The organism is Rugamonas sp. DEMB1 (assembly GCF_029834475.1).
GTDB classification, from domain to species: domain Bacteria; phylum Pseudomonadota; class Gammaproteobacteria; order Burkholderiales; family Burkholderiaceae_D; genus Rugamonas; species Rugamonas rubra.
The window spans coordinates 1,468,939-1,491,707 of record NZ_CP122407.1; the positions used below are offsets into that span (position 1 = coordinate 1,468,939).

The following is a 22,769-nucleotide window of genomic DNA, read 5'->3' on the forward strand; positions in this document are numbered from 1 at the left end:
ACGCGCCGGTCGATGCCGCTCAGGCCGTCAACCCGGGCGCCCGCTTGGCCGCCGCCGCCGGCTGCGGCAGCCAGCCGTGGCCGCGATACCAGGCCAAGGTGTCGGCGATGGTCTGTTCCAGCGGACGGAAGCCCAGGCCCAGCTCGCGCTCGCTCTTGGCGTGGTCGAAGTGGCTGCGGCCGGCCTCCCTCACCATCAGCCGCACCGTGGCCAGGCTGAGCAGCACCGGCTTGCCGCTGATCCGCGCGTACAGCTCCTGCGCGCCGGCCAGCGCGTACAACAGCGGCAGCGGCAGGCGGCGCGTCGGCGTCTTGACGGCGGCGAGGCGCCCAGCAGCGGCACCAGCTCGCCCATCGTCATGTGGCGGCCGGCGGCCAGGTAGCGCTCGCCGCGCCGCCCCTGCCGCGCCGCCGCGATCTGCGCCAGCGCCACGTCGCGCGCGTCGACCACGGAAAAGCTGCCGGGCACCAGGCCGGGCAGCTTGCCCAGCACCACGTCGTTGACGAACTGCCCCGACGAGGTCGGACCGATGTCGGCCGGTCCCCACATCCAGCCCGGCAACACCAGGCTGGCGTGCATGTCGGTGTGGCGCGCCAGGAAGGCCAGCACGGCCTCGTCGGCCAGGATCTTGCTGCGGTAGTAGTCGTCGGCGTCGGCCGGCGCGCGCAGGCAGGTCTCGTCGATGGGCCGGCCCGGTTCGCCGTTGAGCACGGCGATCGACGAGGTTTGCACCAGGCGCCGCACGCCGGCCAGGTAGGCCTGCTCGATCAGCGCGCGGGTGCCGTCGACGTTGATGCGCTGTAGTTCTGGCCAGTGGCTGCCGCCCTTGTAGTTGTCGCGGAAGTAGGCGGCGGTGTGGAACACCACGTCGCAGCCGACCATGGCCGGGGCGAAGGCGGCCACGTCGGCCATGTCGCCGCGCACCAGCTCGACGCCGTCCAGGTCGGCGAACTGCTGTTCGCCCTTGGCCAGCGAGCGGACCAGGGCCTTGACCAGGATGCCGCGCGCGCGCAGCTCGCGCACCAGGTTGTTGCCGAGCAGTCCGGTGGCGCCGGTGACGAAGGCGTGTTTGAGTATGTGTGTTTGGGTCATGGGATTATTTCAAAGTTCATCTGATATGCGAATGTAGCGCGATCCATTCGGGATATCAAGTGATATTTGAATTGGTGGCGCCGGGCCGCCAGTCCGAATCCAAGTTTCGACCGATATCCAGGGTGCGTGTGAGATGTTTACGCCCCATGAAACCAAGCACCTCCACCCCGTCCGTACCGACCACCCCGTCCACCGCGCCGCGCCTGAGCCGCGAGCAAAGCCAGGCGCGCACCCGCGAGCGCCTGATCGAGACGGCGCGCCAGCTGTTCGTCGCCAACGGCTACGGCGGCACCTCGCTGCGCGACATCGCCGAGCAGGCCGGCTTTTCGCAGGGCGCCTTCTATTCCAACTTCGCCGGCAAGGAGGCGGTGCTGCTGGAGCTGCTGCGCCGCCACATGGAGGCCGAGGCGCTCCAGTTGGCCGGCCTGACCGGCGCCGACGGGCGCAGCCCCGAGCAGCTGCTGGCCGGGCTGGAGGCCTGGGCCGCCACGCTGAACCACGACGCCGACTGGTCCATGCTGTCGATCGAGCTGCAGCTGCACGCCAGCCGCAGCCCGGCCTTCGCCGCCGAGTACCAGCAGGTGTGGGACCGCCACCGCGCCGCGCTGGGCGGCGTGATCGCCGCGCTGTTCCGCCAGCTGGGCCGCACGCCGCCGGCCGCGCCCGACGAGCTGGCGGCCGGCTTCATGGCGCTGGCCCACGGCCTGGCGCTGCAAAGGGTGGCCGGCCGGCCCGACCCGTCCGGCCGCCTGATCCTGCTGTTCCTGCGCGGGCTGCTGGCCTAAGCCCGCAAACCAAGGGGTCTGACCCCGTGCGGGGTCAGACCCCGGCTTCGATGTCCCGGGGTGGGGCGACGTAAAAAAAGCCCCGCGTGCATCGCTGCGCGCGGGGCTTTCTGGGCGTCGCCGGCACGGGGCCGGCGTCTGCCTGCTACTGTCTTACAACACTTCGCTGGCGTGGTCCGCCAGGCGCGAACGTTCGCCGCGCGCCAGGGTGACGTGGCCGCTGTGCGCCCAGCCCTTGAAGCGGTCGACCACGTAGGTCAGTCCGCTCGAACCTTCGGTCAGGTAAGGCGTGTCGATCTGCGCGATGTTGCCCAGGCAAAGGATCTTGGTGCCCGGACCGGCCCGCGTGACCAGGGTCTTGACCTGCTTCGGCGTCAAGTTCTGCGCCTCGTCGATGATCAGGAACTTGTTCACAAAGGTGCGGCCGCGCATGAAGTTGAGCGACTTGATCTTGATGCGCGAACGGATCAGGTGCCTGCGTCGCCGCCCGACCCCACTCGCCGCCGTCGGAGTCCGACTTGTTGAGCACTTCGAGGTTGTCGTCGAAGGCGCCCATCCACGGCGACATCTTCTCTTCCTCGGTGCCCGGCAGGAAACCGATGTCCTCGCCGACCGGCACGGTGACGCGGGTGACGATGATTTCGTTGTAGAGCTTGGTTTCCAGCACCTGCGCCAGACCGGCCGCCAGGGCCAGCAGGGTCTTGCCGGTGCCGGCCTGGCCGAGCAGGGTGACGAAGTCGCATTCCGGATTCATCAACAGGTTCAAGGCGAAGTTCTGCTCGCGGTTGCGCGCCGTCACGCCCCACACATTGTTCTTGTTGTGGCTGAAGTCGCGCAGGGTTTGCAGCACGGCGGTCTTGCCGTTGATCTGCTTGACCTGGCCGTAGAACGGCGTTTCGCCGTTTTTCGGTTCGAGGAAGATGAACTGGTTGACCAGCATCGACGGCACGAACGGGCCGGTGACGCGGTAGAAGGTGGCGCTCTGGCCGTTCTTGTTCTCCTGCCAGGACTCCATGTCCTTGCCGTGCTTGTTCCAGAAGTCGTCCGGCAGCTGCACGATGCCCGAGTACAGCAGGTCGGTGTCTTCCAGCACGTGGTCGTTGAAGTAGTCCTCGGCCGGCAGGCCCAGGGCGCGCGCCTTGATGCGCATGTTGATGTCCTTCGACACCAGCACCACCGGACGGCCCGCCTGCTCGGATTCGAGCGAGCGCACCACGGCCAGGATCTGGTTGTCCGCCTTGCCGACCGGCAGGCCGACCGGCAGGTCGGCGCTTTGCAGGCGGGTCTGGAAGAACAGGCGGCCCTTGGCGTCCTTGTTGCCCAGCTTGGACAGCGGGATGCCTTTTTCGATGGCGTCGTCGTCGGTGTTGGAGACCAGGCCGTCGAGCGTGCGCGAGACTTGGCGGGCGTTGCGCGCCACCTCGGTCATGCCCTTCTTGTGGTTGTCCAACTCCTCCAGGGTCATCATCGGCAGGTAGACGTCGTGCTCCTCGAAGCGGAACAGCGACGAGGGGTCGTGCATCAGCACGTTGGTGTCGAGCACGAACAGCTTGGTCTGGCCGGTTTGGTCGGCATGACGGCTGGTGGACGACTTCAACGGCACTTCGACCGGCTTGTGCTTGGCTGGATGCGGCGCCTCGGCGACCACCGGGGTCAGCTTGCCGCGACCGGCCGGAACGGCCTTGGCCTTGACTTTGGCCTGCTCCGCAGCCGCCACTGGCGCCGGGGCGGCAGCGACGACGATAGGCGCCGGGGCGGCCTTCAGCACGGCGGCGACGGCCTTGCCCTTGGCGGCGCTCTTCGGCGCCGCCTTGGCGGCTGCGACGACGGCCGCGGTGGCAACAACGGGCGCCGGCTTGACCGCCTTGGCCGTCGGCGTGGCTTTGACCGGCACGGCCTTGATCGGCGCGGCCTTGGCCGGCGCGGCTTTGACAGACGCCGCTTTCTTCGGCGCAGGCGCTACGTCCGCCAAGGACGCTGGCCGCGTCCCTGTCGATGTTGGGTAATCTTTCGCCAGCAGTATAGTCGCTGGCTTACTTGGTAGTTTTGGCAGTGGCATCAGGATCTCAATCAAAAAATATCTGGAAGAATCCGCCCATGGGCAAGGCACACGCGCTTGCGTGCTCCTGGTCGCCGGATGGGGTGGATGCGAGGTAAAACGGAATATAAGGCTGCCAACGGGCGCTCGTCTGGCCCGGGGAAGGTACCGCGTGGCGACCGGCTGGCCGCCAGGGAGGGTAGGGAGAGGTACAGTGTTGACTCAAAATCAGGCTGATGCACTCAAAGTTCTGCTGCGGTTGGGCAACTCTTCCGGAAAGGCTGCAACGCGCATTAGTCCTGACGCGCTACAAATTCCAGCACTTCGTCGACGTGACCTGCTACCTTCACGCCTCTCCATTCTTTCACCAATCGGCCCTGGGCGTCAATGACAAACGTGCTGCGCTCGACGCCGCGCACGGTCTTGCCGTACATCTGCTTCATCTTCATGACGCCGAACTGCAGGCAAACGGCCTCGTCCGGGTCGGAAATCAGCTCGAAGGGCAGGCCCAGCTTGGCTTTGAAGCTCTCGTGCGAGCGCAGCGAGTCGCGGCTGACGCCGTATATTTCGGCGCCGGCCGCGGCGAACTGCTCGTGCAGGTCGCGGAAGGCCATGTTTTCGGTGGTGCAGCCGGGCGTGTTGTCCTTCGGGTAGAAGAACAGCACGGTGTGGCGCGCCGGCCGGCCGCGCAAGGTGAAGGTCTGGCCGCTGGTCATGGCGGCGGAAAAATCGCTGATCGGGGCGTCGGGTGCTACGGATTGGCTATCAGCCACAGGCTCTCTCCTGAACGGTGAACATCAGCGCTGTTGGGAGCCTGCAGCGCAAGCAGGCGGAACAATTGGCGGGGCGGGTGGGCGGCCTTCTTGCCAGCCACTGGGATGACAATCTAGGGTCAGACTCCCCGCCTTGGCGCTAGGGTCTGACCCTGCTTCGTTGCCGCAGCGCCTTAACTCAAGGTCTTCGATGCCGGGCCCTGCACGATCAGCTGGCCGGAACGTCCGGGCAGCTCGCCCCAGGTGATCGGGCAAACCGGCATGGCCTGGTCTTTCACTTTCTCGTACAAATCGGCCATCGAGGCCAGCTGGTAGCCCTGCGCCTTCCATCCCGCCAACAACTGCTCGAAGATGGGGGCAAGTTTCTGTCCTTCAAGTTCGGCGTGCAAAGTATACACGTGGTCGCGCGTGGCGCCCTCGGTCAGTTTCAACAGGAAGGCGGCGATGTTGCCGCTCGTGATGGTGGTGCCGTCGATCTCGCGGCCGAGCAGCTCGTCGAGCGTCGGCAGGGTGGTCGGCAGCTGCACGCAGGACAGCACCCGGGCGCCGTCGGCCAGCCGGTGCGGACCGAAGGCCGGGTCGGCCAGGCGGCCGTCCGCGCGCAGCACGGCGCGGCCGTCCGAGGCGTAGGCGTAGCCGGCGCCGGCACTGGCAACCTCGTGTTCGGCGAAGGCGGCGGCGTTCATCTGCCAGCCGGCCGCGCCGTGGGTGAGCGGCGCCGTGCCGAACACCTGGGCGTAGCGGGCGGCGGCCTTGCGCATCATGGCGACGGTCCACTCGGCGCCCTTGTTGGCGACGTTGTCCTGCCACAGCACGTGGTCCCAGGTGTGGATGCCGCATTCGAAGCCGGCGTCGCGCACCGCGCGCATCTCGTCGGCGCAGTCCTTGCCGATGTCCGGTCCCGGCAGCAGGGTGCCGTACATCAGCGTTTTCAGGCCGTAGTGCTCGACCACCGAGGTGCGCGAGACCTTGCTGAAAAAGCCGGGCCGCAGGGCGCGGCGCAGCGCCCAGCCGGTGTGGTCCGGGCCGAGCGAGAACAGGAAGGTGGCGTGGGCGCCGTGCGCCGACAGCGTGCGCACCAGATTGCCCACGCCCTCGCGGGTGCCACGGTAGGTGTCGACGTCGATTTTCAGCACCAGCAGCGGCGCCTGCCGCTGCTGTGTGCCGGCTTGCAGAGTGTCGGTCAAATCATCAATCCATCAAGGCTTGGGCTTGTGCCACCTGGCCGCGGTAGGCGTCGAAGATCTTCTTCAGCGCGTCGGCCATGCTGGTGGTCGGCGCCCAGTTCAGCTCTTCGCAGGTGTTGGTGATCTTCGGCACGCGGTTCTGCACGTCCTGGTAGCCGGCGCCGTAGTAGGCGCCCGAGGTGGTTTCGACGATCTTGACCTGCTTGGCGCCGGCGGCGTACTCGGGGTAGTGGTGCGCCAGTTCCAGCATCATGCCGGCCAGTTCGCGGATCGAGTAGTTGTTGACCGGGTTGCCGATGTTGTAGATCTTGCCGGAGGCGGCGCCGTCCTTGTTGGCGATGATCGCCATCAGCGCGTCGATGCCGTCGTCGATGTCGGTGAAGGCGCGCTTCTGGGCGCCGCCGTCGACCAGCGAGATGTTCTCGCCACGGACGATGTGGCCGAAGAACTGGGTCACCACGCGCGAGGAGCCTTCCTTCGGCGTGTGGATCGAATCCAGGCCGGCGCCGATCCAGTTGAACGGACGGAACAGGGTGAAGTTCAGGCCTTCCATGCCGTAGCCCCAGATCACGCGGTCCATCAGCTGTTTGGCGTTGGAGTAGATCCAGCGCGGCTTGTTGATCGGGCCGCAGACCAGTTCGGAGTTCTCCGGGTCGAACTCGGCGTCGTGGCACATGCCGTAGACTTCCGAGGTGGACGGGAACACCAGGTGCTTGCCGTACTTGGCGGCCGAGCGGACGATCGGCAGGTTGGCCTCGAAGTCCAGTTCGAACACGCGCAGCGGCTGCTTGACGTAGGTCGACGGCGTGGCGATGGCCACCAGCGGCAGGATCACGTCGCATTTCTTGACGTGGTACTCGACCCATTCCTTGTTGATGGTGATGTCGCCCTCGAAGAAGTGCATGCGCGACTTGTAGGCCTCGTTCTCCAGCACGTCGGTGATGCGGTCGGTGCTCATGTCCATGCCATACACGTGCCAATCGGTCGTTTCCAGGATGCGTTTCGACAGATGGTGGCCGATGAAGCCGTTGACGCCGAGGATGAGGACTTTTTTCATGGGATATTCTCTGGTTATGTTCATTGTCCGCTGGCGGATGCGGCCAGGCGGGAGTGCAACTGCTGGGCCGAGACGGCGGCGCCGTCGGCCGACAAGGCGGAAATCGTGAGCATGCGGCCATCGCCGCACACGCCAAAGATGCAATTATCCACTACTGCCAAGCCCGGTGGCAAACTTAGCGCGGCAACGTTGCTTATCTGCTCACACGTGTCCTTGCCCAGGCGGGCCCGCTCGATGACGTAGCGCACGCCGGCCACATCGGTGAAGGCGCCGGGGTAGGGCGGCGCCACGGCGCGGTGCAGATTGTAGACCTGCTGGGCCGGCAGCTGCCAGTCGATGCGGCCGTCCTCGGGGGTGCGGCCGCCGAAGTAGCCGCCCCGCGTCAAGTCGTTGGGCAGGCGCGGCGCCGTGCCGGCCAGCAGCGTGGGCAGCACGCGCCACAGCGCCTGTTCGGCCGCCACGGTGACCTTGCCGAACACCTCGAAGGCGCTGTCGTCGGGCAGGATGGGCACCTCCATCTGCGCCACGATGGCGCCGGCGTCGGGCTTGACGGTCATCTCGTGCAGGGTGGCGCCGGTGACGTCGGCGCCGTGCAGCACCGCCCAGTTGACCGGCGCGCGGCCGCGGAACTCGGGCAGCAGCGAGCCGTGCATATTGTAGGCCGGCGCCACCGCCAGCAGCTCGGCCGGCAGCATGTGGCGGTAGTAGAAGCTGAACATCAGCTCCGGCTGGGCCGCGCGCACCCGCGCCAGCAGCTCGGCCGACTTGGCGTCGGCCGGCGTGGTGTAGGCGATGCCCTCGCTGCGGCACAGCGAGACGACCGACTCGAACCAGATGTTCTCGTTGGCGCTGTCCTCGTGGGTGACCACCAGGGCGACGTCGACGCCGCCGGCCAGCAGCACCTTCAGGCAGCGCACGCCGACGTTGTGGTAGGCGAACACCACGGCGCGCCGGCCGCGCGCCGGGTGGCGCAGCGGAGTGGCGACGGTGATGCCGGCGGCGCTCATCGGCCCACCGTGCGTTTTTCCAGCGCGTCGGCGGCCAGCGGCTCGTGGCCCGGCGTCGGCTGTTGCAGGATGGTTTGCACGACGTAGCGCGGCCGGGCGCGCACCTGCTGGAAGATGCGGCCGATGTACTCGCCCAGGATGCCGATGCCGAACAGGATCACGCCCATCAGGAAGAAGGCGATGGCGAACAGGGTGAACAGCGCCTCGGCCTCGGCGCCGAGGAACAGGCGGCGCACCAGCAGCACGCAGACCAGCACGCCGGAGATGATCGCCAACAGCATGCCCATCATCGAGAACAGTTGCAGCGGCACCAGCGAGAAGCCGGTGACCAGGTCGAAGTTCAGGCGGATCAGGCTGTACAGCGAGTATTTCGACTCGCCGGCCGAGCGCTCCTCGTGCTCGACCATGATCTCGGTCGGCTTGCGGGCGAAGCGGTAGGCCAGCGCCGGCACGAAGGTGTTGACCTCGCCGCACTGGTTGACCAGGTCGATGACGTTGCGGCCGTAGGCGCGCAGCATGTTGCCCTGGTCGGTGATCTTGATGTTGGTGATCTTCTCGCGCAGGTGGTTCATGGCCTTCGAGGCGTAGGTGCGCCAGGCCGAGTCCTGCCGCTTGCGGCGGATCGAGCCGACGTAGTCGTAGCCCTCGCGCATCTTGGCGACCAGGTGGTGGATCTCCTCGGGCGGGTTCTGCAGGTCGGCGTCGAGGGTGACCATGATCTCGCCGCGCGAGGCCTCGAAGCCGGCCAGGATCGCCATGTGCTGGCCGTAGTTGCCGTTGAACAGCACCACGCGGGTGACGTCGGGGCGGGCGCGGAACTGCTCGGCCAGGATGGACACCGAGTTGTCGCGGCTGCCGTCGTTGACGAAGACGATTTCATAGCTGCTGCCGATGGCGTCGAGCGCCGGGTACAGGCGGTCGAACAGGGCCTGCAGGCCGGCCTGCTCGTTGTAGATCGGGATGACGACGGATATTTCTGGTTTCATTGCGGAACTTTACTTGGTCAGGATGGCCTTGACGGCGGCGGCGGCGCGCTCGACGTCGGCGCTGGTCATGGCATAGAACATCGGCAGGGTGACGGTCAGGCGGCCGATCTTCTCGGACACCGGCAACATGCCCTCGGTGAAGCCGCGCTCCTGGTACAGGGTGAACAGGTGGATCGGCGCGTAGTGGAAGCCGGTGCCGACGTTGAACTCGTCGGCCATGCGGCGCATGAAGGCGGCGCGCGTGCCGGGGCCGTGGTCGGGCAGGATGATCTGGAACAGGTGCCAGTTGCTGTTGTCGAAGTCGGCCAGCGGCAGCTGGGCGCCGGTCCGCGCCTCGAACTCGCTGCCGAACTGGGCGAAGTAGTGGCGCGCCAGCGCGCGGCGGTGGGCGGTGACGGCCTCGATGTGGGCGAACTGGCCCAGGCCGATGGCGGCGGTGATGTCGGTCATGTTGTACTTGCCGCCGAGCACGTCGACGTCGATGCCGTCGACGCCGCTGCGCGAGACGCCCTGCAGGCGGTACTTCTCGGCGAGGCGGGCCTCGTCGGCGTTGTTGAGCACCAGGCAACCGCCCTCGCCGGTGGTCAGGTTCTTGTTGGCCTGGAAGCTGAACGAGACGAAGTCGCCGAAGCTGCCGATGCGCCGGCCGTTCCAGCTCGAGCCGAAGGCCTGGGCGGCGTCCTCGACCACGCGCAGATTGTGCTTCTTGGCGATGGCGTACAGGCGGTCCATGTCGACCGGCAGGCCGGACAGGAAGACCGGGATGATCGCCTTGGTGCGCGGCGTGATGGCGGCCTCGACCTTGTCGAGGTCGATGTTGCGCGTCACCGGGTCGAGGTCGGCGAACACCGGCGTGGCGCCGACCTCGATGATGACGTTGGCCGTGGCGACCCAGGAGATCGAGGTGGTGATCACCTCGTCGCCGGGGCCGACGCCGGCGATGCGCAGCGCGATCTCCATGGTGCAGGTGCCGGAGTTGAAGGTGCGCACCGGCCGGCCGCCGAAGTACTCGGACAGCTGGGCCTCGAAGGCCTGCACCTTCGGGCCGCTGGTGAGCCAGCCCGAGCGCAGCACCTCGCCGACGGCGGCGATGGTGGCCTCGTCGATGGTGGGTTTGGAGAAGGGCAGGAAGGGCAGGGCAGCGCTCATACAGTGTTCACTCGCAGGTAAATTCGGGTCGGTCGGCAGCATGGGCCGCCCGGGGCAGCGCATATTTTAAAGCGTTATCGATTTGAGGGGCGGATTTGTTAATCGCTTGTCAGTAAAGATTATCTGAAGAACAATGACCTAACTGCGCGCCAGCAGGGCCACGCCGACAAGGATGATGCCGATGGCCAGCAGGCGCTGCCAGCTCAGGGCCTCGCCGAACAAATACCAGGCGCCGACGGCGGTGACGACGTAGCCGAGCGAGAGCATCGGGTAGGCGATCGACACGTCGACGCGCGACAGGGCGATGATCCACAGCACCACCGACGCGACGTAGCAGGCCAGGCCGCCGATGATGGGCAGCTGGGTGGCCACCTGCAGGCCGACGCTGAACCAGTTGTCCATGGTCAGGTGGATGGCGCCGACGTTGCGGGTGCCGGCTTTGAGCAGCAGCTGCGCCAAGGCGTTGAGCAGCACGCCGCTGACGATGAAGCTGAAGGTTGCGATGTTCATGAGGTGTTCTGACGGTGTGGGGTTGCGGCACGCGTGCCGGGAACGGTGTTGGAGCCCCGGGGCGAAAACGAGGGTCAGACCCTAGCGCCAAGGCGGGGAGTCTGACCCTGGATTCACGCTCCGGGGTGGTGTTGGCGCCGCCTGCGCCTTGGCCGCGGCCGGGCCGGATTACCGGTTGGCGACCACCATGCGGCGGCTGTCTTCGGCCACCACGCGCATGGCCACGCCGCGCTGTTTCAGCTCGGCATAGGTGTCGTGCTCCATGATGGCCAGCGCCTTGACGCCGGCGCCGGCGGCCTTGTTCCACTGCGCGACGAAGCCGTCGACGGTGGGAATCGACAGCTCGGGCTGCTGTTTCAGGCCGAAGGTGAACTCGTCCCAGTAGTCGACCAGCACCACGGTGCGGCGCAGGTAGAAGGTGAGCGATTGTTCGTAGGTCGACACCGAGTAGATCTTGGTGTCGGCGCCCAGTTCGGCCTGGATGGCCGGCACCAGCGCGGCGCCGGCGCGCATCTTGCCGTAGGGCTCGAAGCCGGCCAGGATGGCCTGGGTGGCCAGGAAGCCGGCCAGCGCCAGGGTCAGCACGGTGGCGTCGCGGCGCAGGTGGCGGGCGTGCATCAGCGCCAGCGCGCCGCCGCCGGCGGCCAGCAGCGCGGCGGCCAGCACCCAGGGCTGGTAGGCCTCGAGCAGCGCCGTCTCGGACGGGTGGCGCACCTGCATGCCGGCGATGCCGGGCACGAAGGCCAGGCCGACCAGGCCGACGGCGACCAGCAGGCCGGCGGCCAGCATGCGCTGGCGGCGCGAGGCGTTCTCCAGGTAGACGGCGACCAGCAGGGCCAGCGCCGGGAACACCGGCAGGATGTAGCCGGGCAGCTTGGAGCTGGAGTAGCTGAAGAAGAAGAAGATGAACACCGCCCACACCAGCAGCATCAGCTTGGGTTGGAAGGTGCTGCGCTCGCGGCGCAGCGCGGCGAACAGGCTCTGCGGCAGCACGCCCAGCCACGGCAGGATGCCGGGGATCAGCATGACGAAGAAGTAGTACCAGGCGCCCTCGCGGTGGTGGGTCTTGAGCAGGAAGCGCTCGAAGTGCTCGTGGACGAAGAAGAAGTGCGGCTGCTCCGGGTTCTTCAGCGCCACCAGCACGAACCACGGCGTGGCGACGGCGAAGAACAGCAGCAGGCCCTTGACCAGGTGCAGGCGGGCCCAGATGGCCCAGTCGCGCGCCGCCAGGGTGTAGAGCACCAGCACGGCGCCCGGCAGCACCAGGCCGATCAGGCCCTTGGCCAGCACCGCCAGCGCCATGCCGGCCCAGCACACCAGCATCCAGTTGCGCCGCTCGGCCGCGCCGGCGTCGTCGCGCTGGGCCAGCAGCAGGGCGCACAGGGCGATGGTGGTCATGCCGGACAGGCCCATGTCGAGCGAGTCGATCTGGCCGCAGGCGACCCAGAACAGGCTCGAGCCGAGCGCCAGCGCGGCGTAGAAGCCGGCGCGCGGGCCGAACACCTTGTGCCCGGCGTAGCCGGTGAGCAGCACGCCGCCCAGGCCGCACAGGCCGGTCCACAGGCGCGCCTGCCAGTCGCCCAGGCCGAAGGCGGCGAAGGACAGCGCGTTCATCCACGCCTGCAGCGGCGGCTTCTCGAAGTATTTGATGCCGTTCAGGCGGGTGGTGACCCAGTCGCCGGTGGCGAGCATTTCGCGCGCCATCTCGGCGTAGCGGCCCTCGTCGGGCGGCACCAGGGTGCGCACGCCGAGCACGTAGAGCCAGACGATGACGAAGGCCGCCAGCAGCGACCAGACCAGTTTGCGGGAGTTGTACAGGTCGTTCATCCGGCGGACTGCTCCGCCGGGTCGATGATCAGCGCCAAGGTGACCTTGCGGCCCTCGCCCATCAGGATGTTGTAGGTGCGGCAGGCGGCCTGGCTGTCCATGCACTCGACGCCGATGCGGCGCATGGTCAGCGCGGCGGTCAGCCTGGGGTGGATGAAGCGCTGGCGCGCGCCGGTGCCGAGGATCACCACGTCCGGCGCGTCGGCCAGGATGGCGGCGAAATGCTGCTCGCTGAGCGCCTCGAAGGTGGCCGCGTGCCAGGCGCGCGGCGGGCTTTCCGGCATCACCACCAGGCTGTGGTCGTAGCGCTGGGCGTTGATTTCGACCCCGCTTTGATCGTAGCCGGTGACGGTCTGGTATTGTCTGGTGGAGCTGGCGTGGAGCTTCATTTGTCGTGTTTGCAATGTTGTTGCGCGATGGTGTCGTGACCGCTTACGGCGCCCCCGGCGTGGCCGGGGCGGCAAAAAGAAGCGCCATTGTAGCGTTTTTCCCGTTCGCGCCGCCCGCAAAGGTTGATTAAATGGGATGCTTTCGGCAGAATGGGTCTTTTCGCATTGCAGCATTGGCCACCGTCCGTCGCCGCTCCGGCGCGGCGCGACGCGGCGCGGCCACGCGTTTGCTTCACCACGACAGGGATTTATTTTGCGACCGATTCAGAAATCGAACAAATTGGCGGATGTCTGCTACGACATCCGGGGTCCGGTGTTGGAGAAATCCAAGCAGATGGAGGACGAGGGCCACAAGATCACGAAGTTGAACATCGGCAACTTGGCCGTGTTCGGCTTCGACCCGCCGGACGAGATCGTGCAGGACATGATCCTGAACTTGCACAACTCGGCCGGCTACACCGACTCGAAGGAGCTTGTTCGCGCCGCGCAAGGCGGTGATGCACTACACCCAGAGCAAGAACGTGGCCGGCGTCGGCATCGACGACATCTACCTCGGCAACGGCGCCTCCGAGCTGATCGTGATGGCCATGAACGCGCTGCTCAACACCGGCGACGAGGTCTTGGTGCCGGCGCCCGACTACCCGCTGTGGACGGCCGCCGTCAGCCTGTCGGGCGGCACGCCCAAGCACTACATCTGCGACGAGCAGTCCGACTGGTATCCGGACCTCGAGGACATCCGCAGCAAGATCACCGCGAACACCAAGGCCATCGTGGTGATCAACCCGAACAACCCGACCGGCGCGCTGTACCCGGTCGAGGTGCTGCAGCAGATCATCGAGGTGGCGCGCCAGCACCAGTTGATCATCTTCGCCGACGAGATCTACGACAAGGTCTTGTACGACGAGGCGCAGCACACCTCGATCGCCTCGCTGGCCGACGACGTGCTGTGCATCACCATGAACGGCCTGTCGAAGAACTACCGCTCCTGCGGCTACCGCTCCGGCTGGATGGTCGTCTCGGGCGAGAAGAAACACGCGAAAGACTACATCGAGGGCTTCAACATGCTGGCCTCGATGCGTCTGTGCGCCAACGTGCCGGGCCAGTTTGCCATCCAGACTGCGCTCGGCGGCTACCAAAGCATACAAGACTTGGTCAAGCCGGGCGGGCGCCTACTCAAGCAACGCGACCTGGCGCACAAGCTGCTGACCGACATCCCCGGCATCACCTGTGTCAAGCCGAAGGCCGCGCTGTACATGTTCCCGCGCCTCGATCCGAAGATCTACCCGATCGTCGATGACCAGCAGTTCGCCTACGAGCTGCTGGAAGAAGCAAAAGTTCTGATCGTCCAGGGCACCGGATTCAACTGGATCGCGCCGGACCACTTCCGCGTCGTCTTCCTGCCGAACTCGGACGACATGACAGAAGCCTTCGGGCGGATTGCCCGCTTCCTCGAAGGCTATCGCAAGCGCCATAGCCTGGGCTACTAGGAGGCTGCCTCACCCCCGATCAACCGGGCGGACGGCGCGCGCACGAGGCGCGCCATCCGCCGAGTCACGACAAATGAAACGATATTTATGAATCCCATCAAAGTAGGCTTGCTCGGCGTCGGCAACGTCGGTTCCGGAACGTTCAACGTGTTGCGCCGCAACCAGGAAGAGATCCGCCGCCGCGCCGGCCGCGGCATCGAGATCACCATGGTCTCGGCGCGCAACACCGAGCGCGCCCGCGCCCGCACCGGCGGCAGCGTGCAGGTGGTGGCCGACCCGTTCGAGGTGGTCAACAACCCCGACATCGACATCGTCGTCGAGCTGATCGGCGGCTACGACCTGGCCAAGCAGCTGGTGCTGCAGGCCATCGCCAACGGCAAGCACGTGGTCACCGCCAACAAGGCGCTGCTGGCCGTGCACGGCAACGAGATCTTCGCCGCCGCCCAGGAGAAGGGCGTGATGGTGGCCTTCGAGGCGGCCGTCGCCGGCGGCATTCCGATCATCAAGGCGCTGCGCGAGGGCCTGACGGCCAACCGCATCGAGTGGCTGGCCGGCATCATCAACGGCACCACCAACTTCATCCTGTCCGAGATGCGCGACAAGGGCCTGGACTTCGGCACCGCCCTCAAGCAGGCGCAGGAGCTGGGCTACGCCGAGGCCGACCCGACCTTCGACATCGAGGGCGTCGACGCCGCGCACAAGGTGACCATCATGTCGGCCATCGCCTTCGGCATCCCGGTGCAGTTCGACAAGGCCTACGTCGAGGGCATCTCCAAGCTCGACGCCATCGACATCCGCTACGCCGAGCAGCTGGGCTACCGCATCAAGCTGCTGGGCATCGCCAAGCGCGCCGTGGTCAACGGCACCGAGGGCATCGAGCTGCGCGTGCACCCGACCTTGATCCCGAGCAAGCGCCTGATCGCCAACGTCGAGGGCGCGATGAACGCCGTGCTGGTGCAGGGCGACGCGATCGGCGCCACCATGTACTACGGCAAGGGCGCCGGCGCCGAGCCGACCGCCTCGGCGGTGATCGCCGACCTGGTCGACATCACCCGCCTGGCCACGGCCGACCCGGAGCACCGCGTGCCGCACCTGGCCTTCCAGCCCAACGAGATGACCGACATCGAGATTTTGCCGATGTCCGAGGTGACCACCAGCTACTACCTGCGCATGCACGTGGCCGACCGTCCCGGCGTGCTGGCCGACCTGACCCGCATCCTGGCCGACGCCACCATCTCGATCGACGCCATGCTGCAAAAGGAGCCGGCCGAGAACGAGACCCACACCGACATCATCATGCTGACCCACCAGACGCAGGAGAAGAACGTCGAGGCGGCGATCCTGAAGATGGAGGCGCTGCCTAGCGTGGTCGGCAGCGTCACCAAGATCCGGTTGGAAAACCTGAGCTGATGAGCTGAGGGGATTTTCCGAAGTAACAAAAAACCGGCCGAGGCCGGTTTTTTTATGTTGGGGAGCGCCAGCTCCCCAATCCATCAATAGTGGTGGCGACATGAAATGATGATCAACTCGTCATCATGCACTTCGTAGACGAGTCGGTTGGTCTCGTCGATTCTCCTCGACCAGCAACCGCTAAGACTGTGTTTCAACGCTTCAGGTTTGCCGATCCCGACAAATGGATCTTTCTGCGAGGCCTGGATCAGATCGTTAGTGCGTTTGAGCGTTTTTTATCTTGCGTTTGCCAGTAGACGTAGCTTTCCCAAGCCTCATCCGTGAACTTCAGCTTGCGCATGTTGCGGTTCCTCTGGGGCGGAAATGCCGATTAACTCCCGATGCTGCGCTTGGCCCGAGCGCGCCTGCGCGATGGATTTGGCAAGGTGAGCCGCATTCGCTGGCGAGCTCAACAGGTGCACTGTCTCCATGAGGCTGCTGTAATAATCGAAGGACATGACGACGGCATCCGGCGCGTCCCGTCGCGAGATAACGGTGACGTCGGCATCCTCAACCACCTGGTCGATAACAGCGCGTAGGCTGTTGCGAGCGTCAGAAAAGTTGATGATTCTCATTTGCTACTCCGTTCTTTGAATGCTTTTTCGAATGGCCATACTTGTACTGTAAATGGTACAAGTTGAAGTGTAACGTAGTTTCCGCCGATAGCAAGCTTGCCGGCGTGTCAGAGAACTTCCCTAAAAAACGGGCCTCAATGCTGAGGCCCGGAAAGAGTCTTACTTGGTGCTACTGCCCGGCGCGGCCGGGCACGGGGGGATTACTTCGAGGCGACGGTTAGCTCGCTCTTGACTTCCTTGACGCCGGGTACTGCCGAGGCGACCTGGATGACCTTGGTGCCGACTTCGGTGTTGGCCACCGAGCCGCTCAGCACGACCACGCCTTCCTTGGTGCTGACGCCGATTTTTTCGCCCAAGGCGGATTTGATCTGCGCGGTGATGGCGGCATCGGTGCTGTCGCTGCTTGCCTTGGTGGCGCCGGCCATGGCGGCTTCGGCTTGCGGCACGGCGAAGGCCGGTGCGGCGGCCAGGGCGGCGGTGGACAGGGCGGCGGTGGCCAGCAGACGGGCGATCAGTTTCGAGTTCATCATGATGTGTTTCCTTTTGCTAGTTTAGGGTGGCAACGCTTTGGCGTTATCCAGTACACAGCAAGCGCCGTGCCAGGCATGGAAACATCAACAATATCAAACACTTATCGACGTCGGCCAGGCGCCGGTGGGGCGGGTGGCGGCGACAACCCTCCGCCGCCCCCGGTTTTTGTCGTGTGGCGGCGACAGATAAACCGCCTGCGTATTCAAGTGCTTGATTTCAAAGGGATTCGTCCTGTCGCTCGGGGGCGACAGCGGGGTCGGCGCGGAACAGGCTGGCGTCCAGCTCGTGCTTCTGCAGCAGGCGGTAGAACTCGGTGCGGTTGCGTTCGGCCAGGCGGGCGGCGTCGGCGACATTGCCGTCGGTCAGCTTGAGCAGTTGCACCAGGTAGTGCCGCTCGAAGCGCCGCTTGGCCTCGGTGTAGCTGAGCACCTCCAGCGAGGGCACGCGCAGCGCCCGCTGCACCAGCGACAGCGGCACCAGCGGCGCGGTCGCCAGCGCGCAGACGTGCTCGACCACGTTGTACAGCTGCCGCACGTTGCCCGGCCAGGCCGCCGTGGTTAGCGCCTCCAGCGCGCCGGGGGCGAAGCCGTTGACCCGCTTGCCGTACTTGGCCGCCAGCGTCTGCAGGAAGCGGCTGGCGAGCAGGGCGATGTCCTCGCGCCGCTCGGCCAGCGGCGGCAGGGTCAGGGTGATGACATTGAGGCGGTAGTACAAGTCCTCGCGGAACTGGCCGTCGAGCATGGCCGCCTCCAGGTCGCGGTGGGTGGCCGAGAGGATGCGCACGTCGATGCTGCGGCCGCTGTCGGCGCCGAGCTGGCGCACCACGCGCTCCTGCAGCACGCGCAGCAGCTTGACTTGCAGCAGCAGCGGCATGTCGCCGATCTCGTCGAGGAACAGGGTGCCGCCGTCGGCCGCCTGCAACGGCCCTCGCGCGCCGTGGCGGCGCCCGTGTAGGCGCCCTTGACGTGGCCGAACAGCTCGGACTCGAGCAGCGCCTCGGGGATGGCGCCGCAGTTGACGGCGATGAAGGGGGCCTTGGCGCGCCGGCTGGCGCGGTGGATGGCGTTGGCCAGCAGCTCCTTGCCGCTGCCGCTCTCGCCACGGATCAGCACGCTGGCGTCCGACACGGCGACCAGCTTGGCCTCGGCCAGCAGCTCGGCCATGCACTGGCTGCGGCTGATCAGGCCGGCGCGCCACTGCTCGTCGCCGGCCTCCTGGCCGGGCGTGGGCGCCGACAGGCTGAGCGCCTGGGCGATGCGTTCGAGCAGCACCTTGGCATCGAAGGGTTTGGTCAGGTAGGCGTAGGCGCCGAGCGAGGTGGCCTCGACGGCGTCGGGGATGGTGCCGTGCGCCGTCAGCAGGATCACCGGCAGGGCCGGGTACTGGGCGCGGATGGCCTGGAACAGCGCCAGGCCGTCGCGGTCGGGTAGGCGGATGTCGCTGATGACCAGCTGCGGCAGCTCGACCGCCAGGCGGGCCAGCGCCGCCTCGGCGCTGCCGGCGGTGGAGACGCGGTAGCCGCTGGCGCCCAGGCGCATGGTGAGCAGGCGCAGCAGGTCGGCGTCGTCGTCGACCAGCAGCAGGTGGGCGCGCGGCGCCGGCGCGGCCGGGGCGGTGGCCGCGTGGATGGTGGCGGCGCTCATTTGCTGCCTGCCGCCGCGCTGGCCGCCGGCCGGGTCGGCAGGCTGCGCTCGATCGCCTTCAGGCCCTCCAGCATGTCGCTGAGCTGCTCGTTGCGGCGCTGGCTGTCCTTCAATTGCAGGGCCAGCTTGTCGGCGTGCTCGGCCAGCCGGCGCGCCTCGGCGCAGTTGCTGGCCAGCAGTTGGCTGAGCGGCTTGAGCGGCTCGGCCTCCGGCTCGGCCGAGGCGGCCACGCTGTCGAGCAGCAACTGGGCGCGCGGCAGGTCGCCGTTGCCGCGCGTGAGCATCAGGATCATCGCCGTCTGCAGCGACAGCTTGGGCGACTTGGCCTGCGCGTTGAAGCCGCTGAGCTCCTTGAGCAGCTCGCCCTGGCTCATGCGGCGCAGCGCCTGGTGGTAGCTGAGCAGCGGCGCCACCGGGTCGGGCGGCGGCGGCGGCGCCAGCAGCACCGGCGCGACGACGATGCGGGTGGGCGGCGGCGTGGCCGGCGCGGCCGGGCGCAGGGCGCAGCCGGCCAGAGCGGCGGCGAGCAGGGCCAGCGCCAGTTGGGCGCCGAGGCGGCCGGCGGCCGGCGGTGGAGTGGGGGCAGGCGCTGGGCGCCGGTTGGTGGGTGTCATAGGGAGTTGCAGCTAGGTTGAAAAAACCACAGGCGAAAATCTAGGGTCAGACCCTAGGGTCTGACCCTGGCTTGGTGCCGTTGGGTGGTGTGTGGCCGCCGGCGTGCCGGGGTCGTACGGCAGTTCGATTCGGAAATGGGCGCCGCGCGCGGACGGCAGCAGTTGCAGTTGGCCGCCGTGGGCGGCGATGTATTCGTGGACGATGGACAGGCCGATGCCGTTGCCCCGGCGCGCGCCGGGCGGCTGGCGCTGGCCCTGGTAGAACGGTTCGACGATGCGCGCGGCGTCGTCCGGCGCCACGCCCGGCCCCTGGTCGAGGCAGTCGACGCGCAGGCGGCCGTCGACCCGCGCCAGTTCGAAGCGCACCTTGCCGCCCGGCGGGCTGAAGCGCACCGCGTTCGACAGCAGGTTGCCCAGCGCCACGCCGAGCTGGTCGGCGTCGAGCGCCAGCGGCGGCGCGCTGCCGGCCGCCGTGACCGTCAGGCCGGCGGCCATCCACTGCAGGCGCTGGCCGGCGATCACCTGCTCGAGCAGCGGCGCCAGGTCGGTGCTGGCGCGCCGTGGATGCTGGGCTTGGAAGGCGGCGGCGTTGTAGCGCAGCAGGCAGTCGATCTGGTTTTGCAGCGAGGCGGTGTTCTGCCGCAGGATGGCGGAAATTTCCGCCTGTTGCGCCGAGAGCGGCCCGGCGACGCCGTCCTCGAGCAGGGCGACGCCCTCGCGCAGCGCCGCCAGCGGCGTCTTCAGCTCGTGCGAGATGTGGCGCAGGAAGCGCGCCTTGTCCTGCTCCAGCGTGGCCAGGCGCTGGCGCAGCCAGTCGAGCTGGCGGCCGACGCGGCGCAGGTCGCCGGGGCCGCGCACGTCGATGGCGGCGTCGTAGGCGCCGCCGCCGAGGCGGTCGATGGCCGTCTCGATCTGCGCCAGCGGGCGCGACAGCCAGGCGCCGAAGCCGAACGCCAGCGCGGCGGCCAGCGCGATCGAGGCCAGCACCTGGCCGGTGAGCACGCCACGGCGCTGCTCCAGCTCGGCCAGCAGGGCGGCGTTGCGCCGGTCCACTTCGCGCTTGACCTCGTCCTCGAGGCGGCCGTGGATGGCCGCCAGCGGCGCCAGCGCGCGGCCCAGCGCCTGCTGGCGCACGCCGCGCGGGCCGGCGCCGCGCAGCACCTCCCAGGCCGCCGCCGTGTGGCGGCGCCAGTCGGCGAACAGCGCCGGCGGCGCCTGCGGCAGGCCGGCGGCCACCGCGTCGAGGGCGGCGCCGGCCTCGCGCCAGGCGTCGGCGTAGCGGCTGCGGAAGGCCGGGTCGTTGAGCACCAGGTATTGGCGCGCGCTGCGCTCCATCGCCAGGCCGCGTTCGGCCAGGCGCTGCGCCTGCTCGCTCAGGGCGATGGCGTGGCGGGCGCCGTCGCGGCTGTGCGCGGCCAGCCGGTCCAGCGTCCACAGCGCGTGCAGCGAGGCGGCGCTGAGCAGCAGCGCGATCAGCAGGAACACGCCCAGCAGCAATTGGCGAAACGATAGTCTCGAAGGCATCATCATGGGAAAAGGGGGAGGGGCGCCACTGGCGCTGGTCCCGCGATGATAGGGGAAAAGCGGGCGGGGCCGCGCCCGATTGGGTGGGTTTGTAGCCGCCTGCGCGCGCGGCGACTGTTGCGCGACCGGCGGCGAAGCTGTCTCCAAGGCAACTTTCTCCTTGCCCCGGCGTGGTCTATTCGATTACGCTGGGTCTCGCCGCGCCACACCATCCCTCCCCATTCTTGAAGGAAGTCCATGTCGAATCTCCTGCGCCGCCTGTCGATCCAGCAAAAGCTGATGTTGAGCATGGCCTTCTGCCTGCTGCTGTTCCTGGCGATCTCCGCCACGCTCAGCGTCACCATGACCGGCAACGGCATCCGCCAGCGCGTCGTCGAGCAGGAGCTGCCGGCGGTGGTCGGCGAGATCCGCAACGACATCCTGCGCCAGATCACCGAGCCGCTGGCGGCCTCGCAGGCGGTCGCCAACAACACCTTCCTGCTCGACTGGGAGGCCGGCGGCCTGGCCGAGGCGGGCGACGAGGCCTGGACCCGCTACGCCAAGCAGCTGCGCCAGAAGGTCGGCGCCGCCACCGTGTTCTGGGTCTCCGGCGCCAGCGGCAAATACTACTCGGAGGGCGGCCTGAGCCGCACGCTGAGCCAGTCGGCCGCCGGCGACCAGTGGTTCTACGGCTTCCTGGCCGGCGGCAAGCCCTACACCCTGGACCTGGACCGCGAGCCCGGCGCCAGCGGCTACATGTTGTTCATCAACACCCGCTTCGACGCCGGCCCGGGCAAGCCGGGCGCCGCCGGCCTCGGCCTGTCGGTCGACAAGCTCGCCGACACCATCCGCAGCTACAAGGTGGGCAATTCCGGCTACGTCTACCTGGCGCGCGCCAACGGCACGCTGCTGGTGCACCGCGACGCCAAGCTGGCCGACGGCAAGCACAACATGCAGGAGCTGGCCGGCTTCGACGCCGCCCTGCTCGGCCGCCTGCTGGGCGGGCAGAAGTTCGCCCACGCCAGCTACGCCGCGCCGGACGGCAAGCGCATCGTCGCCTCGTCCTTCGTGCCGGAGCTCAACATGTACGTGGTCGCCGAGGTGCCCGAGGCCGAGGTGCTGGGCCAGGTGACGCGCTCGGTGACCATCTCGGCGCTGCTGGCCGGCCTGGTCGGCGGCGGCATCGGCCTGTTCGTCATCTACCTGGTCAGCCGCGCCATCGCCGCGCCGGTGGCGCGCGCCGCCCAGATGCTCGGCGAGATCGCCGACGGCAACGGCGACCTGAGCCGCCGCATGGCGGTCGAGGGCAGCGACGAGATCGGCGCCCTGGCCGACGCCTTCAACCGCTTCGTCTCCTCGCTCAACCACACCATCCGCGCGGTGCGCGGCAGCACCGAGACCATCGCCACCGCCTCGGCCGAGATCGCCGCCGGCAACCTCGACCTGTCGGCCCGCACCGAGAACCAGGCCTCCAGCCTGGAGCAGACCGCCTCGGCGATGGAACAGTTGACCTCGACGGTGGCGCAGAACGCCGCCAGCGCGCGCACCGCCAACGAGCTGGTGCAGTCGGCCTCGGGCATCGCCCGCGAGGGCGGCCAGGTGGTTGGCCGGGTGGTCGACACCATGGCCTCGATCAAGGACAGCTCGCGCAAGATCGCCGACATCATCGGCGTCATCGACGGCATCGCCTTCCAGACGAACATCTTGGCGCTCAACGCGGCCGTCGAGGCGGCGCGCGCCGGCGAACAGGGCAGGGGCTTCGCCGTGGTCGCCTCGGAGGTGCGCAACCTGGCGCAGCGCTCGGCCGCCGCCGCGCGCGAGATCAAGGAGTTGATCGGCGACTCGGTCGGCAAGGTCGACGCCGGCAGCGCCCTGGTCGACGCCGCCGGCGCCACCATGGGCCGCATCGTCGCCTCGGTCGAGCAGGTCACCGGCATCATGGGCGAGATCGTCGCCGCCAGCCACGAGCAGAGCGAGGGCATCGGCCAGGTCAACCTGGCCATCGCCGAGATCGACAGCACCACCCAGCAGAACGCCGCGCTGGTCGAGCAGGCCGCCGCCGCCGCCACCTCGTTGCAGGAGCAGGCCGCCAGGCTGGCCGAGGTGGTCAGCGTGTTCAAGCTCGACGAGGCGGGCCGCTGAGGCGCCAGGCAGGCGGGCGGCGGCG

At 67.7% G+C, this 22,769-nt stretch carries 18 protein-coding genes and 4 pseudogenes; 4 read left to right on the forward strand and 18 right to left on the reverse strand.

What is annotated here, in order from left to right; genetic code table 11:
* Positions 1 to 19: 19 nt before the first annotated feature.
* Entirely contained in the window at positions 20 to 226 is a 207-nt protein-coding gene (locus tag QC826_RS06795) for a hypothetical protein (protein ID WP_279764929.1), read from the reverse strand.
* Positions 196 to 1,092 carry an NAD-dependent epimerase/dehydratase family protein gene (locus QC826_RS06800; RefSeq protein ID WP_279764931.1) on the reverse strand — a complete coding sequence of 299 codons (897 nt, stop codon included), beginning with the start codon at positions 1,090 to 1,092 and terminating at the stop codon, positions 196 to 198. Before QC826_RS06800 ends, QC826_RS06795 begins: the two co-directional genes overlap by 31 nt.
* Before the next feature lie 146 nt (positions 1,093 to 1,238).
* Here QC826_RS06800 and QC826_RS06805 point away from each other — a divergent pair, with 146 nt between their 5' ends.
* Positions 1,239 to 1,877, forward strand: coding sequence for a TetR/AcrR family transcriptional regulator (locus tag QC826_RS06805; protein WP_279764932.1), 639 nt, complete (start codon positions 1,239 to 1,241; stop codon positions 1,875 to 1,877).
* Between the two features lie 153 nt (positions 1,878 to 2,030).
* Here the strand turns inward: QC826_RS06805 and QC826_RS06810 are convergent.
* The 10 genes and pseudogenes from QC826_RS06810 to QC826_RS06855 form a co-directional block, all read right to left on the reverse strand.
* A pseudogene (locus tag QC826_RS06810) lies at positions 2,031 to 3,936 on the reverse strand (PhoH family protein).
* Between the two features lie 272 nt (positions 3,937 to 4,208).
* On the reverse strand, positions 4,209 to 4,688 hold the full coding sequence (locus QC826_RS06815; RefSeq protein WP_279764933.1) for a peroxiredoxin: 480 nt from the start codon (positions 4,686 to 4,688) through the stop codon (positions 4,209 to 4,211).
* Positions 4,689 to 4,861: 173 nt separating this feature from the next.
* Positions 4,862 to 5,875, reverse strand: a complete 1,014-nt coding sequence (locus QC826_RS06820; RefSeq protein WP_279764934.1) for a polysaccharide deacetylase family protein — start codon at positions 5,873 to 5,875, stop codon at positions 4,862 to 4,864.
* 4 nt (positions 5,876 to 5,879) lie between these two features.
* Complete coding sequence (locus tag QC826_RS06825; RefSeq protein WP_093387906.1) at positions 5,880 to 6,932, reverse strand: bifunctional UDP-4-keto-pentose/UDP-xylose synthase; 1,053 nt, start codon at positions 6,930 to 6,932, stop codon at positions 5,880 to 5,882.
* A 20-nt stretch (positions 6,933 to 6,952) separates the two neighbouring features.
* Positions 6,953 to 7,939 carry a formyltransferase gene (locus QC826_RS06830; RefSeq protein ID WP_093387908.1) on the reverse strand — a complete coding sequence of 329 codons (987 nt, stop codon included), beginning with the start codon at positions 7,937 to 7,939 and terminating at the stop codon, positions 6,953 to 6,955.
* Positions 7,936 to 8,925, reverse strand: a complete 990-nt coding sequence (locus QC826_RS06835; RefSeq protein WP_279764936.1) for a glycosyltransferase — start codon at positions 8,923 to 8,925, stop codon at positions 7,936 to 7,938. Before QC826_RS06835 ends, QC826_RS06830 begins: the two co-directional genes overlap by 4 nt.
* 9 nt (positions 8,926 to 8,934) lie before the next feature.
* Positions 8,935 to 10,074, reverse strand: a complete 1,140-nt coding sequence (locus tag QC826_RS06840) for a DegT/DnrJ/EryC1/StrS family aminotransferase (protein ID WP_279764937.1) — start codon at positions 10,072 to 10,074, stop codon at positions 8,935 to 8,937.
* Between the two features lie 138 nt (positions 10,075 to 10,212).
* Complete coding sequence (locus QC826_RS06845; RefSeq protein WP_279764938.1) at positions 10,213 to 10,584, reverse strand: DMT family transporter; 372 nt, start codon at positions 10,582 to 10,584, stop codon at positions 10,213 to 10,215.
* A 168-nt stretch (positions 10,585 to 10,752) separates the two neighbouring features.
* A complete protein-coding gene (locus QC826_RS06850) occupies positions 10,753 to 12,411 on the reverse strand; it encodes a glycosyltransferase family 39 protein (protein WP_279764939.1) in 1,659 nt (552 codons plus the stop codon).
* On the reverse strand, positions 12,408 to 12,800 hold the full coding sequence (locus QC826_RS06855) for an Mth938-like domain-containing protein (RefSeq protein ID WP_279764940.1): 393 nt from the start codon (positions 12,798 to 12,800) through the stop codon (positions 12,408 to 12,410). Before QC826_RS06855 ends, QC826_RS06850 begins: the two co-directional genes overlap by 4 nt.
* 253 nt (positions 12,801 to 13,053) lie before the next feature.
* On the opposite strand from QC826_RS06855, the pseudogene QC826_RS06860 reads away from it, so the two are divergent.
* A pseudogene (locus tag QC826_RS06860) lies at positions 13,054 to 14,287 on the forward strand (pyridoxal phosphate-dependent aminotransferase).
* An 87-nt stretch (positions 14,288 to 14,374) separates the two neighbouring features.
* Positions 14,375 to 15,697, forward strand: a complete 1,323-nt coding sequence (locus QC826_RS06865) for a homoserine dehydrogenase (protein ID WP_279764941.1) — start codon at positions 14,375 to 14,377, stop codon at positions 15,695 to 15,697.
* A gap of 83 nt (positions 15,698 to 15,780) precedes the next feature.
* Here QC826_RS06865 and QC826_RS06870 read toward each other — a convergent pair.
* The 6 genes and pseudogenes from QC826_RS06870 to QC826_RS06895 form a co-directional block, all read right to left on the reverse strand.
* Positions 15,781 to 16,037 (reverse strand): annotated as a pseudogene (locus tag QC826_RS06870) (Txe/YoeB family addiction module toxin).
* Entirely contained in the window at positions 16,012 to 16,311 is a 300-nt protein-coding gene (locus tag QC826_RS06875; protein WP_279764942.1) for a type II toxin-antitoxin system Phd/YefM family antitoxin, read from the reverse strand. Before QC826_RS06875 ends, QC826_RS06870 begins: the two are co-directional and overlap by 26 nt.
* A 200-nt stretch (positions 16,312 to 16,511) precedes the next feature.
* Entirely contained in the window at positions 16,512 to 16,841 is a 330-nt protein-coding gene (locus QC826_RS06880) for a BON domain-containing protein (RefSeq protein WP_279764943.1), read from the reverse strand.
* A 217-nt stretch (positions 16,842 to 17,058) separates the two neighbouring features.
* Positions 17,059 to 18,485, reverse strand: a pseudogene (locus QC826_RS06885) (sigma 54-interacting transcriptional regulator).
* Positions 18,482 to 19,099 carry a hypothetical protein gene (locus QC826_RS06890; protein ID WP_279764944.1) on the reverse strand — a complete coding sequence of 206 codons (618 nt, stop codon included), beginning with the start codon at positions 19,097 to 19,099 and terminating at the stop codon, positions 18,482 to 18,484. Before QC826_RS06890 ends, QC826_RS06885 begins: the two are co-directional and overlap by 4 nt.
* Before the next feature lie 12 nt (positions 19,100 to 19,111).
* Entirely contained in the window at positions 19,112 to 20,623 is a 1,512-nt protein-coding gene (locus QC826_RS06895) for a sensor histidine kinase KdpD (protein WP_279766409.1), read from the reverse strand.
* A gap of 237 nt (positions 20,624 to 20,860) precedes the next feature.
* Here QC826_RS06895 and QC826_RS06900 point away from each other — a divergent pair, with 237 nt between their 5' ends.
* Positions 20,861 to 22,744, forward strand: coding sequence for a methyl-accepting chemotaxis protein (locus tag QC826_RS06900; protein WP_279764945.1), 1,884 nt, complete (start codon positions 20,861 to 20,863; stop codon positions 22,742 to 22,744).
* Positions 22,745 to 22,769: the final 25 nt, after the last annotated feature.

What these genes read in the sequence shown, in the direction of transcription:
- QC826_RS06850 (WP_279764939.1), bottom strand. Translation starts at nt 12,411, where the DNA reads ATGAACGACCTGTACAACTCCCGCAAACTGGTCTGGTCGCTGCTGGCG.
- QC826_RS06805 (WP_279764932.1), top strand. Translation starts at nt 1,239, where the DNA reads ATGAAACCAAGCACCTCCACCCCGTCCGTACCGACCACCCCGTCCACC.
- QC826_RS06890 (WP_279764944.1), bottom strand. Translation starts at nt 19,099, where the DNA reads ATGACACCCACCAACCGGCGCCCAGCGCCTGCCCCCACTCCACCGCCG.
- QC826_RS06845 (WP_279764938.1), bottom strand. Translation starts at nt 10,584, where the DNA reads ATGAACATCGCAACCTTCAGCTTCATCGTCAGCGGCGTGCTGCTCAAC.
- QC826_RS06880 (WP_279764943.1), bottom strand. Translation starts at nt 16,841, where the DNA reads ATGATGAACTCGAAACTGATCGCCCGTCTGCTGGCCACCGCCGCCCTG.
- QC826_RS06855 (WP_279764940.1), bottom strand. Translation starts at nt 12,800, where the DNA reads ATGAAGCTCCACGCCAGCTCCACCAGACAATACCAGACCGTCACCGGC.
- QC826_RS06875 (WP_279764942.1), bottom strand. Translation starts at nt 16,311, where the DNA reads ATGAGAATCATCAACTTTTCTGACGCTCGCAACAGCCTACGCGCTGTT.
- QC826_RS06900 (WP_279764945.1), top strand. Translation starts at nt 20,861, where the DNA reads ATGTCGAATCTCCTGCGCCGCCTGTCGATCCAGCAAAAGCTGATGTTG.
- QC826_RS06835 (WP_279764936.1), bottom strand. Translation starts at nt 8,925, where the DNA reads ATGAAACCAGAAATATCCGTCGTCATCCCGATCTACAACGAGCAGGCC.
- QC826_RS06895 (WP_279766409.1), bottom strand. Translation starts at nt 20,623, where the DNA reads ATGCCTTCGAGACTATCGTTTCGCCAATTGCTGCTGGGCGTGTTCCTG.
- QC826_RS06830 (WP_093387908.1), bottom strand. Translation starts at nt 7,939, where the DNA reads ATGAGCGCCGCCGGCATCACCGTCGCCACTCCGCTGCGCCACCCGGCG.
- QC826_RS06825 (WP_093387906.1), bottom strand. Translation starts at nt 6,932, where the DNA reads ATGAAAAAAGTCCTCATCCTCGGCGTCAACGGCTTCATCGGCCACCAT.
- QC826_RS06840 (WP_279764937.1), bottom strand. Translation starts at nt 10,074, where the DNA reads ATGAGCGCTGCCCTGCCCTTCCTGCCCTTCTCCAAACCCACCATCGAC.
- QC826_RS06865 (WP_279764941.1), top strand. Translation starts at nt 14,375, where the DNA reads ATGAATCCCATCAAAGTAGGCTTGCTCGGCGTCGGCAACGTCGGTTCC.
- QC826_RS06800 (WP_279764931.1), bottom strand. Translation starts at nt 1,092, where the DNA reads ATGACCCAAACACACATACTCAAACACGCCTTCGTCACCGGCGCCACC.